The organism is Streptomyces sp. NPDC006643, assembly GCF_042870175.1.
Taxonomy (GTDB): domain Bacteria; phylum Actinomycetota; class Actinomycetes; order Streptomycetales; family Streptomycetaceae; genus Streptomyces.
This window is the reverse complement of record NZ_JBIAHA010000035.1, coordinates 32,802-48,504: the sequence shown is the minus strand read 5'-3', so window position 1 is coordinate 48,504 and position 15,703 is coordinate 32,802. Positions and strand designations below refer to the sequence as shown.

The 15,703-nt window shown below is 72.1% G+C and carries 11 protein-coding genes; 8 read left to right on the top strand and 3 right to left on the bottom strand.

Going from position 1 to position 15,703, the window contains the following annotated elements; all coding sequences use genetic code 11:
• The first annotated feature begins 8 nt into the window (after positions 1 to 8).
• From ACFYNU_RS35270 to ACFYNU_RS35255, 4 genes are read left to right on the top strand one after another with little or no spacing between them, the layout of a single operon-like run.
• On the top strand, positions 9 to 1,772 hold the full coding sequence (locus tag ACFYNU_RS35270) for an IucA/IucC family protein (RefSeq protein WP_356595234.1): 1,764 nt from the start codon (positions 9 to 11) through the stop codon (positions 1,770 to 1,772).
• Positions 1,769 to 3,154: a SidA/IucD/PvdA family monooxygenase gene (locus ACFYNU_RS35265; RefSeq protein WP_356595236.1), complete on the top strand. Its 1,386-nt coding sequence runs from the start codon at positions 1,769 to 1,771 to the stop codon at positions 3,152 to 3,154. The genes ACFYNU_RS35270 and ACFYNU_RS35265 overlap by 4 nt, the downstream gene beginning before the upstream one ends.
• Positions 3,151 to 5,010 carry an IucA/IucC family protein gene (locus ACFYNU_RS35260; RefSeq protein ID WP_356595238.1) on the top strand — a complete coding sequence of 620 codons (1,860 nt, stop codon included), beginning with the start codon at positions 3,151 to 3,153 and terminating at the stop codon, positions 5,008 to 5,010. The genes ACFYNU_RS35265 and ACFYNU_RS35260 overlap by 4 nt, the downstream gene beginning before the upstream one ends.
• Positions 5,007 to 6,380 (top strand): glutamine synthetase family protein, encoded by a 1,374-nt coding sequence (locus tag ACFYNU_RS35255; RefSeq protein WP_356595240.1) that lies wholly within the window; start codon positions 5,007 to 5,009, stop codon positions 6,378 to 6,380. Before ACFYNU_RS35260 ends, ACFYNU_RS35255 begins: the two co-directional genes overlap by 4 nt.
• Positions 6,381 to 6,389: 9 nt before the next feature.
• Here ACFYNU_RS35255 and ACFYNU_RS35250 read toward each other — a convergent pair whose 3' ends face one another.
• Complete coding sequence (locus ACFYNU_RS35250; RefSeq protein ID WP_356595242.1) at positions 6,390 to 7,361, bottom strand: iron-siderophore ABC transporter substrate-binding protein; 972 nt, start codon at positions 7,359 to 7,361, stop codon at positions 6,390 to 6,392.
• A 237-nt stretch (positions 7,362 to 7,598) separates the two neighbouring features.
• Here ACFYNU_RS35250 and ACFYNU_RS35245 point away from each other — a divergent pair, with 237 nt between their 5' ends.
• Together ACFYNU_RS35245 and ACFYNU_RS35240 are read left to right on the top strand one after the other, a co-directional pair.
• Entirely contained in the window at positions 7,599 to 9,101 is a 1,503-nt protein-coding gene (locus ACFYNU_RS35245) for an amino acid permease (RefSeq protein ID WP_356595244.1), read from the top strand.
• A 22-nt stretch (positions 9,102 to 9,123) separates the two neighbouring features.
• Positions 9,124 to 10,578, top strand: coding sequence for a PLP-dependent aminotransferase family protein (locus tag ACFYNU_RS35240; protein WP_356595246.1), 1,455 nt, complete (start codon positions 9,124 to 9,126; stop codon positions 10,576 to 10,578).
• 26 nt (positions 10,579 to 10,604) lie between these two features.
• Here ACFYNU_RS35240 and ACFYNU_RS35235 read toward each other — a convergent pair whose 3' ends face one another.
• Positions 10,605 to 11,591, bottom strand: coding sequence for an aldo/keto reductase (locus tag ACFYNU_RS35235; RefSeq protein WP_356595248.1), 987 nt, complete (start codon positions 11,589 to 11,591; stop codon positions 10,605 to 10,607).
• 184 nt (positions 11,592 to 11,775) lie between these two features.
• On the opposite strand from ACFYNU_RS35235, the gene ACFYNU_RS35230 reads away from it, so the two are divergent.
• A complete protein-coding gene (locus ACFYNU_RS35230; protein WP_356595250.1) occupies positions 11,776 to 12,480 on the top strand; it encodes a GPP34 family phosphoprotein in 705 nt (234 codons plus the stop codon).
• A gap of 68 nt (positions 12,481 to 12,548) precedes the next feature.
• Here the strand turns inward: ACFYNU_RS35230 and ACFYNU_RS35225 are convergent, their stop codons facing one another.
• Positions 12,549 to 13,973, bottom strand: a complete 1,425-nt coding sequence (locus tag ACFYNU_RS35225) for a hypothetical protein (protein WP_388768414.1) — start codon at positions 13,971 to 13,973, stop codon at positions 12,549 to 12,551.
• A gap of 113 nt (positions 13,974 to 14,086) precedes the next feature.
• Between ACFYNU_RS35225 and ACFYNU_RS35220 the strand changes: the two genes are divergently transcribed.
• Positions 14,087 to 15,463, top strand: coding sequence for a molybdopterin-dependent oxidoreductase (locus tag ACFYNU_RS35220; RefSeq protein ID WP_356595252.1), 1,377 nt, complete (start codon positions 14,087 to 14,089; stop codon positions 15,461 to 15,463).
• Positions 15,464 to 15,703 lie beyond the last annotated feature (240 nt).

Genomic DNA, 15,703 nt, shown 5'->3' with positions numbered 1-15,703 from the left:
CCGACAAGATGGGCAGTAGCGATCCGCTCGATCATCCGGATCATCTCCGCGCCGCCGACTCCGCCGCCGCCGAGGCGTTGTTGCGTGCCTACGTGCGGGACACCGGCGTTCAAGTGCCCCCCGACGGCGAGGTGTTGTCGTTGGCGTTGCCGTACAGCGCGATGACCCTGCGGGTGCGCGTGGCGTACCGGTCCCGTACCGGGTGGCATCGGTTCGGGGACGTCCAGGTCGGCACCCCGGACGGGCCCGGCAGCCTTCCCGCCGATGTCGGGCTCGTCGCCGCCGCGCTCGTGCGGGAGTCCACCCTGGGGCGCGGCGCGCTGCCGCATCTCGGTGGGGACGCCGTCGCGCGCGTGCTCAACTCCGCCGCGCGGACCGGCGCGCATCTGGTGCGGCGGCGGGGCGAGGAGCCGGGGACGCACGCGCCCACGCCCTTCCTCGACGCCGAGCAGGCGCTGCTCCTCGGGCACCCCTTCCATCCCGCGCCCAAGAGCCGGGAGGAGGCCACCGACACCGAACTCGGTGCCTACTCACCGGAGTTGAGAGGGTCCTTCCCGCTGCACTGGTTCGCCGTGCACCCGGACGTCCTCGTCGGGGAGAGCGCCGACGGCCGTAGCGCCGCCGAACTGGCCCGGTCCCTCGGCGCCGGGCTCGATCTGCGCGTGCCGGACGGGATGGCCGTGGTGCCCGCGCATCCTTGGCAGGCCAGGGACGTCCTCGCGCGGCCCGCCGCCGCCGCGCTCGTCGACGCGGGGCTTCTGCGACCGCTCGGCCCCGCCGGGCCGCCGTGGCATCCGACCTCCTCCGTACGGACCGTGTACCGGCCCGACGCCGACGTCATGCTGAAGCTCTCCCTCGGGATGCGGATCACCAACTCCCGCCGCAACAACCTCCGTAGCGAGATGCGCCTCGGCACCCGCGCCGCGCGGCTGCTCGCCGCCGGGCCCGCCGGGCGGCTGCGCGCGGAGCACCCGGAGTTCGGGATCCTGCGCGACTTCGGCTGGGTGTCGGCGGGCCGCGACACGGAGACCGGGCTGGAGACCGCCGTACGCGACAACCCCTTCGGGCGCGGCGGGCTACAAGGGCTCTGCGTCGCGGGGCTGGTCGCCGAGCGCACCGGGCCCGGCGACGGCTCGCCGCCCGCCCACCGCGCGCTGCTCGCCGAGGCCGTCGCCCGTACCGCCCGCGCCCACTCGCTCTCCACCGGTGAGGCGTCCGCGCGCTGGCTGGCCGCGTATCTCGACGTGCTGGCGGTCCCGCTGATCCGGCTCCACGCGTGGTACGGCATCGCGCTGGAGCCGCATCACCAGAACACCCTCGTCGCGCTCGACGCGCACGGGCTGCCGCGCGCCGGCTGGTACCGCGACAGCCAGGGCTACTACGTCGCCGCCTCCCACGCGCCGGCCGTGGAACGGCTGTTGCCGGGCGCGGCCGACGGGCTCGATCTCGTTTTCGACGACGCGTTCGTGGACGAGCGCGTCGCCTACTACCTCGGCATCAACAACCTCCTCGGTCTCGTCGGCGCGTTCGGCGCGCTCGGGCTGGCCGACGAGGGCGATCTGCTGCGGGTGCTGCGCGCCCGGCTGGAGCGGCTGCGGGCCGCCGAGCCCGGCGCGCGGGGGCTGCTCGACCTGCTGCTCGACGCGCCCGTGCTGCGCTGCAAGGCCAACTATCTGACCTGCGTGGACGGGCTCGACGAGCTTGTCGGGGACGTCCAGTCCCAGTCCGTCTACGTCGACCTGACCAACCCCCTCGCGGAGGCCCACCGGTGACCGAGTCCCCAACCCCTGTGTACGACCTCGTCGGTGTCGGGATCGGGCCGTTCAACCTCTCGCTCGCCGCGCTGGCGCACGGCGCGCCGGATCTGCGCACGCTGTTCCTCGACGCGAAGCCCGCCTTCTCCTGGCACCCCGGTCTGCTGATGGAGGGCACCACCCTCCAAGTCCCGTTCCTGGCCGACCTGGTGACGATGGTCGACCCGACGAGCCCGTGGTCGTACCTCAACTACCTTCGCCACCACGACCGGATGTTCCCCTTCTTCTTCTCGGAGCGCTTCCACATACCGCGCCGGGAGTACGACGCCTACTGCCGCTGGGTCTCGGAGGCACTGCCGTCGTGCCGATTCGACGCGCACGTGGAGCGGTTGGGCTGGGACGACGAGCGGGACGTCTTCGTCGTCACCCACCGCGCGGCGGACGGCACCCGCGCCCGCGTCCTCGCCCGGCAGGTCGTCCTCGGTGTGGGTACGAACCCGGTGGTGCCCGAGCCGCTGCGCCCGCTGCTCGACGACTCCGCCCACACGGGCCGCGTCCTGCACAGCGCCGACTACCGCACCCACCGCGCGCGGCTCGCCGACAGCGAGGACGTGACCGTCATCGGCGCCGGCCAGTCCGGCGCGGAGGTCGCGCTGGATCTGCTGCGGCACCAGGACGGGGACGGGGCGGGCGGACCGTACGTCCGCTGGCTGGCCCGCACGAACGCCTTCGCGCCGATGGAGTACTCCAAGATCGGTCTCGAACACTTCACGCCCGACTACATCCGCTACTTCCGCGCCCTCCCGGAGGAGCGGCGGGAACAGCTCGTCAGAGAGCAGTGGCAGCTCTACAAGGGCGTCAGCGAGGAGACACTGGCCGAGCTGCACGACGAGCTGTACGAGCGCACGATCGGCGGCGTGGAGCCAAGAGCGGCGCTGCATCCGGGCGTTGAGATCGTCGCGGCCGAAGTCACCGGCCCCGGGTACGTACTGACGTGCCGTCATGAACAGCAGGACGCGCTCTTCGAGATCCGTACGTCCGCGATCGTGTCGGCCACCGGGTACGCGGCGCAGCGCCCCGCCTTCCTGGACAGCGCGCTGGTGGACTGGGACGACAAGGGCCGGTACCGCATAGACGGCGACTACCGTGTGGCGCTCGCCCCCCGGATCTCGGGGCGGCTGTACGTCCAGAACGCGGAGATGCACACGCACGGCGTCGGCGCCCCCGATCTGACGCTCGGCGCCTGGCGCGCGGCGACGATCCTGAACGCCGTGGCCGGGTGGACGGTGCTGCGGGTGCCGGAGCGGGCGGCGTGGACGACGTTCGGGGTGCCACGCCCCCGCTCCGCCGGTGAGCGCGCCCCCGTCCATTCCGCCGTGTCCGAGGAGAGCGACCTGTGAACCAGTCGATGGACCAGTCGATGCACCACCACTCCGATCAGCACTCCGGCCACCACCCCGACCGCGACGCCTGGGAGCTGGCCGGCCGGTGGCTGCTGGTCAAGGCCGTGGAGGAGTTCGCGTACGAGGAACTCCTCGTCCCCGTCCCCGTCGCCGCCCCTGTCCCCGACGGTCCGGGCGCGTACCGTCTCGACCTCGGCGGCGACGTCCACTGGACGCTGCGCGCCACCCGGGGCACCTTCGGCACCTGGCGCGTCGAGCCCGACAGCCTGCGCCGCCACCCCGACACCCCGGACGTCGGCCCCGAGCGCCTGCTGCTCGACGCGCGCGGTGTGCTCGGGTGGGACGGTGCCACCACCGCCGAGGTCCTGCGCGAGCTGACCGCCACCCGGCGGGCCGACGCGGCGGCCGTCGGCCGGGCGCTGCCCGCCGCCGAGCTGGCCGACCTCGGGCATCTGGAGCTGGAGGCGTACCAGGACGGGCATCCCTGCATGCTCCTCAACAAGGGCCGGCTCGGTTTCTCCGCGTCCGACGCCGCCGCCTACGCGCCCGAATCGGCTTCCTCCGTACGGCTGTTGTGGGCGGCCGTGCACAGCGACCTCGGCTCCTACTCCGGCGTCCCCGGGCTCGACGCCGAGCGGCTGCTCGCCGAGGAGCTGGACGCCCGGACGCGGGAGCGTTTCGCCGCCGTCCTCGCCCGCGAGTGCGCCAAGGCCGGCCGGCCCGCCGACGCGTTCACCTGGCTGCCCGTGCACCCCTTCCACTGGGACGAGGCCGTCGCCACCCTCTTCGCGCCCTATCTCGCCGACGGGCGCATCGTGCTGCTCGGACAGAGCGACGACCGCTACCGCCCCCTCCAGTCGATCCGCACCCTCGCCAACATCGACCACCCGCACCGCCGCAACGTCAAAGTCCCGCTCCTCATCCGCAACACCCTTGTCTGGCGCGGGCTTTCCACCGAACCGACCAAGGCGGCGCCCGATGTGAGCGCCTGGCTGCACTCCGTACGGGACGCCGACCCGTATCTCCGTGACGAGCTGCGCTTCCATCCGCTCGGCGAGGTCGCGGCCGTCGCCGTCGGCCATCCGCTGTACGAGTCGGTCACCGACGCCCCGTACCGCTACCACGAACTCCTCGGCGCCGTCTGGCGCGAGCCGGTCGCCGCACTGCTCGACCCGGAGGCGGGTGAACGGGCCCGCACCATGGCCGCGTTGCTCAAGGTCGGGTCCGACGGGCGGTCGCTCACCGCCGAGCTGGTCGAACGCTCCGGGCTCACCCCGACCGACTGGCTGGCGCGGTTCTTCGGGGCGCTGCTGCCGGGGCTGCTGCACCATCTCTACCGCTACGGCGTGGCCTTCTGCCCGCACGGCGAGAACACCGTCGTCCTCTTCGACCGCGACGAGATCCCCCTCGGTATCGCCGTCAAGGACTTCGCCGAGGACGTGAACCTGCTGCCGGGCGCGCTGCCCGAGTACGCGGGGCTCACCGAGCGCGCCGACCGGGTCCTGCTGCGCTGGCCGGCGCACGAGCTGGCGCACTCGCTGCTCAGCGCGGTGTTCGCCGGGCACTTCCGGTTCTTCGCACCGCTGTGCGCCGATCAACTCGGCGTCGGCGAGGACCGGTTCTGGGCACTCGTACGCGCCGAGATCGAGCGCTACCACGCCCGCTTCCCGGAGCTGGCCGACCGCTTCGACGCGTACGGGCTCCTCGCCCCGTCCTTCGACCGCGTCGCGCTCAACCGCGAACAGCTCCTGGGCGGCGGCTTCCACGACCGTGCGGAGCGCGACGAGGGCTTCGACGTCGTCCACGGCACGGTGCCGAACCCACTGGCACGGACAGCAGAGGACCGGATATGACCGACCCGTACGAGCGACTGCGCGCCGCCCACGAAGCCGGAGAGGTCGAGGAAGTCATCGTCGCCGTCCCCGACCTCCAGGGCCGCCTCCAGGGCAGCCGCCTGTCCGTCCCCTACTTCCTGGACGAGACGGCCGCCGGCGCCACGGCGGGCTTCGGCGCCTGCGTCTATCTCCTCGCCACCGACGTGGAGATGGACACCGGCCCCGGCTACGCGATCGACGCCTGGCGGACCGGTTTCGGCGACTTCCTCCTGCGCCCCGACCCCGCCACCCTGCGCACACACCTCCCCTGGGACGAGGGCACGGCCCTCGTCCTCGCCGACGCGCACTGGCCGGGCGACTCCGCCTCCCCGGTGGCCGTGGCCCCGCGCCATGTCCTGCGCACCCAGCTCGACCGCCTCGCCGAACGCGGACTGACGGCCCTAGCGGGGACGGAACTCGAATTCCTCGTCTTCCTCGACACCTACCGCGCCGCCCGCGAGACCCGCTACCAGGGACTGACGTCGGCCACCACGTACAACGTCGACTACTCGCTCCAGGGCCTCGGCGACATCGAGCCCGTCGTACGCCGTATCCGGCGCGAGATGGGCCGGGCGGGGCTGGCGATGGAGACGGCGCGCGGGGAGGTCCACGCGGGACAGTACGAGATCGTCTTCCGTTACGCCGAGGCGATGACGACCTGCGACAACCATGTCTTCTTCAAGAACGGCGCCAAGCAGATCGCCGCGCAGGAGGGAGTGGCGCTGACCTTCATGCCCAAGTTCGACGAGGGCGAGGGCAATTCCTGCCATATCCATCTGTCACTGCGCGGCACGGACGGCGCCGCCGTCCTCGCGGACGACACCGCCGACGACGGCATGTCGGAGCTGATGCGCCACTTCGTGGCCGGTCAGCTCGCCTGTCTGCCGGACCTCGCCCTGCTGATGGCGCCGAACATCAACTCGTACAAACGCCTTCAGCCGGGCGCGTTCGCCCCGACGGGCATCACCTGGGGCCGCGACAACCGCACCTGCCCGATACGCGTGGTGGGCGCCGGCTCCTCGCTGCGTATCGAGCATCGCGTCCCCGGCGGGGACGCCAACCCCTATCTCGCCGTCGCCGCCGTCGTCGCCGCGGGTCTGTACGGCATCGACCACCGTCTCGAACTCCCGCCCCCGCACCGGGAGAACGCCCTGGCGGACCCGTCCGTCCCCCATCTGCCGCGCACCCTCACGGAGGCGCTGCACCGCTGGGAGACGAGCGGGACCGCCGCGAAGATCTTCGGCGAGCCGGTGGTCACGCACTACGCGCGGGCGGCCCGCACCGAACTGGCCGCCTTCGAGACGTCGGTGACGGACTGGGAGCGGGTGCGCGGCTTCGAACGGCTGTGACCGGACGACCTACTGGCTCGCGCCGCCGTAGTTCTTCTCGATCTCGTCCAGCACCTGGCCCGCGCCCGTGTAACCGATGCCCAGCATCCACAGGTTGTCGTCGACCTTGAAGACCGTCTTCTGCTTCACCGCCGCCAGGTTCTTCCAGAGCGGGCCGCCGATGATGTCGGTCTCCTTGGCCTTCTTCGCGTCGCCGTACGTGGAGTAGAAGATGACGTCCGCGTCGGCCTGGTCGATCTTCTCGGCGCTGACGTCGAGCGAGAAGCCGTCCTTGTCCTGGTTGGCGGGGCGGCCCACGCCCAGGTCGCCGAAGATCGAGCCGACGAACGTGTCGTTGAGGTAGAGGCGGGTGTCGGCGCCCTCCACGAAGCGGACGAAGCCGAACGTCGTCTTCGCCGCCGCCTCCGGGCCGCCGAGGGCCGTGGTCAGCGACTTCACCCGGGTGTCGTAGTCGGCGGCGATCTTCTTCGCCTCCGCCGCCTTGCCGAGGGCGTCGGCGTGCAGTTCGAAGTTCTCACGCCAGTTGGGGCCCGTGGTGTCGGAGAAGACGGTCGGGGCGATCTTCGACAGCGGCTGGTAGCTCTTCTCGTCGCGGACCTTGCTGCTCAGGATCAGGTCGGGCTTGAGGGCGGCGATGGCTTCGAGGTTCGGCTCGGCGATCAGGCCGACCGGCTTGATGCCCTTGAGCTTGTCCTGGGGCAGGTAGGTGGAGAACGGGACGTCCGCGACGGCCGTCGTCGCGCCGACCGGCGTGATCCCGAGCGTGACCGCGGAGTCGAGCGCGTCCGTGTCGAGGACGACGACCCGCTCGGGGTCGTTCTTGACCGTCACCTCGCCCATGGCCGTCTGTACGGAGTGCGTCGCTCCCGATCCCGCTTTGTCCGAGGGCTCGTCGCTGTCGCCGCCGCACGCGGAGAGCGAGACGGCGAGCGCCGTGACGGTGGCGGCCACGCCGATACGGCGAGTGAGGTGTGTGGACACGGTGGACAGGCCTCCCTGACAGCCGCCCGGAGTCTGCCCGGACGTAACTAAGGTCGACCTAACTTTAGCCGGACTCCAGTGGGGCGGGCCGACGGCCGTCGGACATCACGGTCCGGTCACAGGGCCCCCACACGCCATGTCTTCCGCCTGCCGCCGGGCATCCGCGACCATGTTGCGTCGCCCTGCGCCGCGTTGCCCTGCGCTGCGTCGCCGAATGCCTGGGAGAGGAGTCGCGTCATGGCCTTGTTCCGCGCGGGTGAAGGCGTCATGCGCCGTAAACCCATCCACACCATCCAGGACTCCGAGGGCGCGGAGGGCGAACAGCTCACCCGCACCCTCGGGCTCTGGCAGCTCACCGCGATCGGTGTCGGCGGCATCATCGGCGCCGGGATCTTCACCCTCGCGGGGACGATCGCGAACGGCACGGCGGGCCCCGCCGTCCTCGTCTCGTTCCTGATCGCCGGTGTCGCGAGCGCCGCCGCCGCCCTGTCGTACGCGGAGTTCGCCGGGCTCATCCCGAAGGCCGGGTCCGCTTACACGTACGGCTACGCGGTACTCGGCGAGCTGGCCGGCTGGTTCATCGGCTGGGACCTGCTGCTGGAGTACACGGCGATCGTCGCCGTCGTCGCGATCGGCATCTCCGGGTACTTCAGCTTCCTCGTCGAGTCGATGGGCGGTGATCTGCCCGCCTGGATGCTGGGCGCGCCCGGCACCGGCGAAGGGCACAAGGTCGACCTGTTCGCCGTCCTGCTCTGCCTGTTCATCGCGTATCTGCTCACCCTCGGCATGCGCAGCGCGGCCCGCTTCGAGATGGTCGTGGTGGTGCTGAAGGTGCTGGTGGTGCTCCTCGTCATCGCGGTGGGCGTCTTCCACATCGACACCAGCAACTACAACCCGTTCTTCCCGTACGGCGTCGGCGGCGCGTTCACCGGCGCGGCCACCGTCTTCTTCGCGGTCTTCGGGTACGACGCGATGAGCACCGCCGCCGAGGAGTCCAAGGACTCGCAGCGCCATATGCCGAAGGCGATCATCTACTCGCTGGCGATCTCGATGGTGCTGTACGTGCTGGCCTGTCTGGTGCTGACCGGTATGCAGAACCACAAGGAGGTCGACAAGGAGAGCGGCTTCTCGACCGCTTTCGCGTCCGTCGGGCTCGACGGGATCGCCGACATCATCGCGGTCGGCGCGATCATCGGCATCCTCACGGTCATGTTCACCTTCATGCTCGGGGTGACCCGCGTGTGGTTCTCGATGAGCAGGGACGGGCTGCTGCCGAAGTGGTTCGCCAAGACGCATCCCACCCGGAAGGTCCCCACCCGGGTGACCTGGATCGTCGGATTCGCGTCGGCGGGCATCGCCGGGTTCGTGAAGATCGGTGAGGCGGCCGAACTGACCAACATCGGCATCCTGTTGGCGTTCGCGGTGGTCTGCACGGCGGTGATCGTGCTGCGCTACCGGCAGCCGGACCTGCCGCGGGCGTTCCGCTGCCCGGGGATGCCGGTGGTGCCGGCGATCGGCGTCGTGGCGTCGCTGTGGCTGATCACCTATCTCCAGTGGCAGACCTGGGTACGGTTCGGGATCTGGTTCGCCATCGGGCTCGTCGTGTACTTCGCGTACTCCTACCGGCGCTCGGAGCTGGCCAAGAACCCCCAGGGGACGAAGAACCTCCATGGGCCGGAGAACCTCCATGGGCCGGAGAACCCCCAGGGGCCGAAGAATCCCCAGGACACCCCCGGATAAGGCGCGTCCGTAGCATCGGACCATGGCGCACCCACGCACCGACCCCGCCTGGGGCACCCTCCTCGAACTGGGCGAACGGGCCGCCGGCCCCCTGCATCTGCGGCTCGCACGGGCGCTGCGGGCGGCCGTCGTCGACGGGCGGATCGCCCCCGGCAGTGCCCTGCCGCCCAGCCGGTCGCTCGCCGCCGACCTCGGCTGCTCCCGCTGGGTGGTCACCGAGGCGTACGCGCAGCTTGTCGCCGAGGGGCACTTCGAGGCGCGGGCCGGGTCGGCGACCCGGGTGAGTACGGAGGCCGCCGGGCGGGGGCCGTCGTACCGGCGGCCGGTCGAACAGGCCGCCTGGAAGCCGGAGTTCGACCTGCTGCCCGGTCTGCCCGACCTCCGCGAGTTCCCGCGCAAACGGTGGGCCGACGCCGTACGGGAGGCGACCGGCGCGCTCACGCCCACCGAGTTCGGCTATCCCCACCCGGCCGGGCACCACGCGCTGCGGGAGCGGATCGCCGCCTATCTCGTACGCGGCCGGGGCGCCGCGCTCGACGCCGGGCAACTCGTCGTGAGCGGCGGCACGCTGGACGGGGTGCACCGGCTCTGCCGCGCCCTGCGCGCCGCCGGGCACACCCATGTGGCGATGGAGGACCCGGGCTGGGCGCGGCTGCGTACCGCCGCGGGGTCCGCAGGGCTGACCGTCGTCGCCACCCCCGTGGACGACGACGGTCTGCGTGTCGACGTGCTGCGCCGCGAACCCCGGGTGCGGGCGGTGATCGTGGCGCCCGCGCACCAGTTCCCCACCGGGGTCGTCCTCAGCCCGCCCCGCCGGGCCGAACTCGTCGCCTGGGCGCGGGAGACGGACGGTCTGATCATGGAGGACGACTACGACGCCGAGTTCCGCTACGACCGCCGCCCCGTCGGCAGTCTCCAAGGCATGGCCCCGGAACGGGTCGCCCTGCTGGGCTCCCTCAGCAAGACGCTCTCGCCCGCCCTGCGGATCGGCTGGGCGGCCGTTCCGCAGGGGCTGCTGGACCGGGTGTACGCGGTGGACGTCGTCGGGTCGCCGCCGCCCGTGATCGACCAGGTGGCGTTCTCGCGGTTCCTGGAGTCGGGGTCGTACGACCGGCATCTGCGGGCCTCCCGGCTCCGCTACCGGCGCCGCCGCGACCGCCTCCTCACGGAGATGGCCGAACTGCTGCCCCGGCACCGGGTGTCGGGCGCCGCGGCCGGATTCCATCTGCTGCTCCACCTCACCGGCTGCGCGGCCGGGGACGTACTGCGGGGAGCCGCCCGGCGCGACGTACGGCTGTCGGACCTGACGGAGTACGAGGCGGGGGACGGGGCGCCGCAGGACGAGGCGGGGGACGGCGGTTCGGGGCGCGGCCCCGCGCTCGTGATCGGCTACGGCAACCTCGCCGACTCCGCCCTGCCCGGAGCCGTACGGCGCCTCGCCGACGCGATCCGCGAGGCCGGTGGCCCCGCCGGCTGATCACCCCCGCTGGTCAGCCCCGCTGATCAGTCCCGCTCCGCCGCGACCCCGGCCACGTCCAGCCGCGCCCGTGCCGCCGCCGGCAGCTCCACCTCGGACGCGCCCAGCACCTCGTCCAGTTGCTCCACCGAGCTGACGCCCACGATCGGCAGCACCGCGGGATCCGCCCCCATCAGCCACGCCAGCACCACCTGGTTGGGGCTCGCGCCCAGCTCGTCCGCCACCTCGCGCAGCACGGCGAGCCGCGCCGGGGTGCCCGGGTGGTCGTACGCGGCGGGCAGCGGCTTGTCCGCGCGGGTGTAGCCGCCCGAGATCAGCGACGAGTAGGCCATGAGCGTCAGTTCGGGCTCGTCGCGCACATAGTCCAGCAGCTCCGGGGTCACATGCACATGCCCCGACTCCGGCAGGCCGGTGTCGAAGCGCGGCTGGAGGTAGGAGTGCCGCTGCTGTACGCAGGTGTACGCCGCCCAGCCGTTGGCGCGCGAGATCTCACGCGCCTGCGCGGTGCGCCACGCGGTGTGGTTGGAGCAGCCGATGAGGCCCGCCCTGCCGCTCGTCACCAGGCCGTCGAGCGCGCCGAGCGTCTCGGCCAGGGGCACCGAACGGTCCTCGATATGGGTCCAGTACAGATCGATCCGGTCGGTGCCCAGCCGCCGCAGACTGCCCTCGACGGCCTTGCCGATCGCGTCCGCCGACAGCCCCTCGGCCGTCTCCAGGCCGGTGCCGGGAACGGTGGGCCGGGCGCCGGCCTTGGTCGAGATCAGCACCTCGTCCCGGCCGCCCCGGCTCGCCAGCCAGCGGCCGACCGTGGTCTCGCTCTCGTCGCCGGTGGCACCGGGGGCCCAGAAGACATAGTTGTTGGAGGTGTCGATCAGATTCCCCCCGGCCTCGACGAACCGGTCGAGGATCGCGAAGGACGTCTTCTCGTCCACGCTGCTGCCGAACGGCAGCGCGCCCAGGCACAGCGCGCTGGCCAGGGGCCCGGACGGCCCGCCTATACGGCGTCGTCGCATGTCCACTCTTCTCCTCGTGCTTGTGTTTCTCCCTGCACGCTAGGCGCTGATCGGTGTGGTGTACCGGTCCGATCGGACAGCGGAAAACCGGACCAATACCGGTACGGGAGCCGTTCGTGGGCGTCATGCGTCTCCAGAGGGAAGACGTGCGCATACCCGCACCGTTCGAGGAGAGACGAGGACCATGGACCTGCCCACGAATTCGCCGCACACCGGACCCGTCGAGACCACCCTGGGCGAGCAGCTGCTCCTGCTGTCGCTGGACGACGAGTCCGGCGTCGAGAAGCAGCCGGCGAACGTCGCCTTCGCCATCGCAGCCGCGTCCCTGGTCGAGCTGGCGCTGGCGGGCCGGATCGAGGTGGACGGCGACCAGGTCACCGTCCTCGACACGGCGCCGCTGGCGGACCCCGTCCTGGACGCCGCCCTCGCCGACATCGACGCCCGGCAGAAGTCCCGGCCGCGCAAGACGAAGGAGTGGGTCGAGCATCTGAGGCGGGACGCGGTCGCGTGGACGACCAAGAACCTCGTGGCGAAGGGGCTGGTCCGGGAGGAGAAGAAGAAGGTGCTGGGCCTCTTCCCCGTCACCCGCTATCCGGAGGCCGACGGCTCGGCGGAGAGCCTGCTGCGGCAGCACCTCGACGCGGTCGTGCTGCGGGGCGCGCCGGCCGACGAGCGGACGGCGAGCCTGGTGGCCCTGTTGCACGGGGCGAAGCTGCACGGACTGCTTTACAAGAAGCCCGAGTTGGCGACCGCGAAGACGAACATGGAGAAGATCGCGCACGGCGAGTGGGCGGGGCCCGCGGTGCGCCAGGCGGTCAAGGCGGCGGAGGACGCGCTGATGGCGGTCATCGTGGTGACGACGGTGACGACCACCGCCGCCACCACCTGACATCTGCCTGACGCGCCGTCACCGGCCGGTGAACCCTGGGGCGTCACCACCCGGTGAACACCAGGCTGTCACCACCCGGTGAACACCAGGTGGTTGACCAGCAGCGTGAGGAGCACCTGCCCGGCCAGCCACCCCCGCCGCCGGCCGGGCAGCAGGGCGGTGGCGGGGATCAGCCACAGCATGAACGGCAGCCAGATGCGCTCCGTCTCCGCCTTGCTCATCCCGGACAGATCGGCGGCGAGGATCGCCAGCAGCGCCACGAGGACGAGGACGGCGAGCCGGAGCGCGGCCGACTCCTGGGATTCGCCGGGCGGCGCGGTGCGCAGCTCCCGTACGGCGCGGGGCGCCCGCGTCAGGACCGTCAGGACCCGGCCGAGGCCCGCCACCGTCGCGAGACCGACGGCCAGGGTGGTGGCGGCGAGATTCCCCCAGATCCAGTACCAGTACGGGCGCACCCCACCCGCGCCCTGGTAGTAGCGCACCACCAACTCCTGATACCCCTCCCACCAGTTGAACCCCGCGAGCGTGAACGCCACCGGGGTCACCAGCGCCCCCGCGAGCACCAGGGGCAGCGGGCGCGCGGTGCGGGCCAGGAACAGGATCCCGAGGCCGGGGACGGCCATCAGCGTCAGCCCGTACGAGAGGTAGCAGGTGAACCCGTACAGCAGCCCGGCAGCCAGCGCCGCCACGGCGGGGAGGCGGACCGTGCGGGTCGCGGCGAGGGCGAGCAGGGCGAGCGACCAGGCCGCGACGCCCGCGAAGTAGCCGTCGGCCGATGTGCCCATCCAGACGGCGGCCGGGACGAGCGCCAGGAACGGCGCCGCGCGGCGTGCCAGCCGCTCGTCCGTGAGGACGCGCAGGGTGATCAGGATGGCGACCACGGCCGAGCCGCCGACCACGACGCACCAGGTCCCCGCCCAGGCGCCGCCGCCGAGGCCGATCCGGTCCAGCCAGACGAAGGTGAGGGTGGCGCCCGGCGGGTGGCCCGCGACATGGGCGGGCCAGTTGCCGGGCGGGCCGATGACGATGTGGTCGGAGAAGCCGCGCAGCGTCGTACCGATGTCGGCGAACCGGTCGACGACGGTGAGGTACTCGTGCTTGGTGGTGAGCCGCTTCGCCACGCCCGTGTACCAGCCGTCGACGAGCGCCAGCGAGAACGTCCAGGCCAGCGCGGCGGCCCAGGTGGTCAGCAGCAGCGCGGGCCAGGGCAGCCGGGTGGCGAGGCCGGGACCGTACACGATCACCAGGACGGCGACGGTGAGCGCGGCGGGGGTGCCGGGGCCGAAGCGGGGGTCCCATGTGCCCAGCAGCGGCGGCCAGTTGACCTGGAGGCTGCCGTCGGAGCGCTGGATCGCCCAGCCCACGAGTGAGGCCGTGACGAGGAGGGCGACGCCGACCGAGGCGGCGATCAGATCCCGGCGGTGGGGTGGGCGGGGCGCGCCGTCAGGGGGATGGGTGTCCGCCGTCAGGTGTCCGCGTTCGTCGGTCTTCACCCTGGCACGTTAAGCAGCGGGTGATCCGATGGGACGGTGCGGCGGGGCCACGTCACCATTTCGTCAGAAGTCGTACCACCTCCCGGGTGGGTGCGCGGGCTTACGGTCGCCGCATGGATCACCGCCCGCCGCCCTCCAGCCCCTCCAAGTCGCGGCCTCGGCTGCCGCCGCTGCCGCCGCTGCCGACCGAGCCCGGCTTCTGGCGCAGCCCGGTGCGCGGCGTCCGGTTCACGGCGGTGCTCGGTCTCGTCCTGCTGGTCGGGCTCACGCTGGTGTTCGTGACGGGGCTGCTGTCGTACGCGGCGTACAACCCGGATCTCGCGTCCGTCAACGACAAGACGCCGGACCGGGGATGGCTGGGCTTCTATCTTTTCGACTGGCCGACGGACCCGTACTGGCTCTACCGCCTCACGCAGGGTTTCCACGTCACGGTGGGCATCGCGCTGATCCCGGTGGTGCTGGCGAAGCTCTGGTCGGTGATCCCGAGGTTCTTCGCGCTGCCGCCGGTCAGGTCGCTCGCGCACGCGCTGGAGCGGATCTCGCTGCTGCTGCTGGTGGGCGGTGTGCTGTTCGAGCTGATCACCGGGGTGCTCAACATCCAGTTGGACTATCTTTTCCCGGGGTCCTTCTATCCGCTGCACTTCTACGGGGCGTGGGTCTTCTTCGCGGGGTTCGTGGCGCACGCGGCGCTGAAGCTGCCGAAGGCGCTGGCGGCGATCCGCAGCGGTGAACTGCGGTCCGGGCGCCGGCGGGGCGGTGACCCCCGGCCGGTCGGCGACTCCCGGCCCGGCGGCGGCGCCGGGGCGTACCGCGCGCCCGGTGGCCCCGCGGACGACGACCTGGCGTCGCCGAGGCCCGCCGCCCCGACCGTCTCGCGGCGCGGCGCCTTCGCCGTCGTCGGCGCGGGCTCGCTGTTCATGCTGCTCACGACGGCGGGCCGGAGCTTCGACGGGCCGCTGCGCCGTACCGCGCTGCTCGCCCCGCACGGCTGGGAGGACCCGGGCGGCGGCCCGAACGGGTTCCAGATCAACAAGACCGCCGCGTCCGTCGGGGTCGGGGCCGCGCAGACCACGGCCGACGAGTGGCGGCTGACCCTCAGCGGTCCCGCCGGGGTGGTCACGCTCTCGCGCGCCCAGCTCCTCGCCATGGCGCAGCACACCTCCGAGCTGCCGATCGCGTGCGTGGAGGGCTGGGCGACGTCGAACCAGTCCTGGCGCGGCGTACGCCTGCGGGATCTCGCGGCGCTCGCCGGATCCCCGGCCGACAGCCCACCGGGGGTGTTCGTGGAATCCCTCCAGCGCAGGGGCAGTTTCCGGACGGGTGCGCTGCGCGACAACCAGGTGCGCGACGGCCGTTCACTGCTGGCGCTCCGGGTCAACGGCGCGGACCTGTCGCTCGACCACGGCTTTCCGGCGCGGATCATCGTCCCGGCCGCGCCCGGGGTGCTGAACACGAAGTGGGTCACCAAGCTGACGTTCGGAGCGGTCTGATGAGTCCGATGAACAGGGTGAATCGCCGGCAGGCGTACCGGGCCCTGCTGGACAGCCCGTTCCAGCTCGTGCTGCTGCTCGCCACACTCGCCTTCGCGGGTTACGTGGGCGTACGTCTGCTGACGGGCGAGACCTTCCTGATCGTGGTGTGGTTCGTGGGCGCCGCGCTCGTCCACGATCTCGTCCTGCTGCCGGTGTACACGGCGGCCGACCGTGCGGTGGCCGCCGCGCTGGGACCCC

Coding starts and splice junctions, on each gene's coding strand:
- ACFYNU_RS35270 (WP_356595234.1), top strand. CDS start 9: ATGGGCAGTAGCGATCCGCTCGATCATCCGGATCATCTCCGCGCCGCC.
- ACFYNU_RS35255 (WP_356595240.1), top strand. CDS start 5,007: ATGACCGACCCGTACGAGCGACTGCGCGCCGCCCACGAAGCCGGAGAG.
- ACFYNU_RS35245 (WP_356595244.1), top strand. CDS start 7,599: ATGGCCTTGTTCCGCGCGGGTGAAGGCGTCATGCGCCGTAAACCCATC.
- ACFYNU_RS35240 (WP_356595246.1), top strand. CDS start 9,124: ATGGCGCACCCACGCACCGACCCCGCCTGGGGCACCCTCCTCGAACTG.
- ACFYNU_RS35235 (WP_356595248.1), bottom strand. CDS start 11,591: ATGCGACGACGCCGTATAGGCGGGCCGTCCGGGCCCCTGGCCAGCGCG.
- ACFYNU_RS35230 (WP_356595250.1), top strand. CDS start 11,776: ATGGACCTGCCCACGAATTCGCCGCACACCGGACCCGTCGAGACCACC.
- ACFYNU_RS35220 (WP_356595252.1), top strand. CDS start 14,087: ATGGATCACCGCCCGCCGCCCTCCAGCCCCTCCAAGTCGCGGCCTCGG.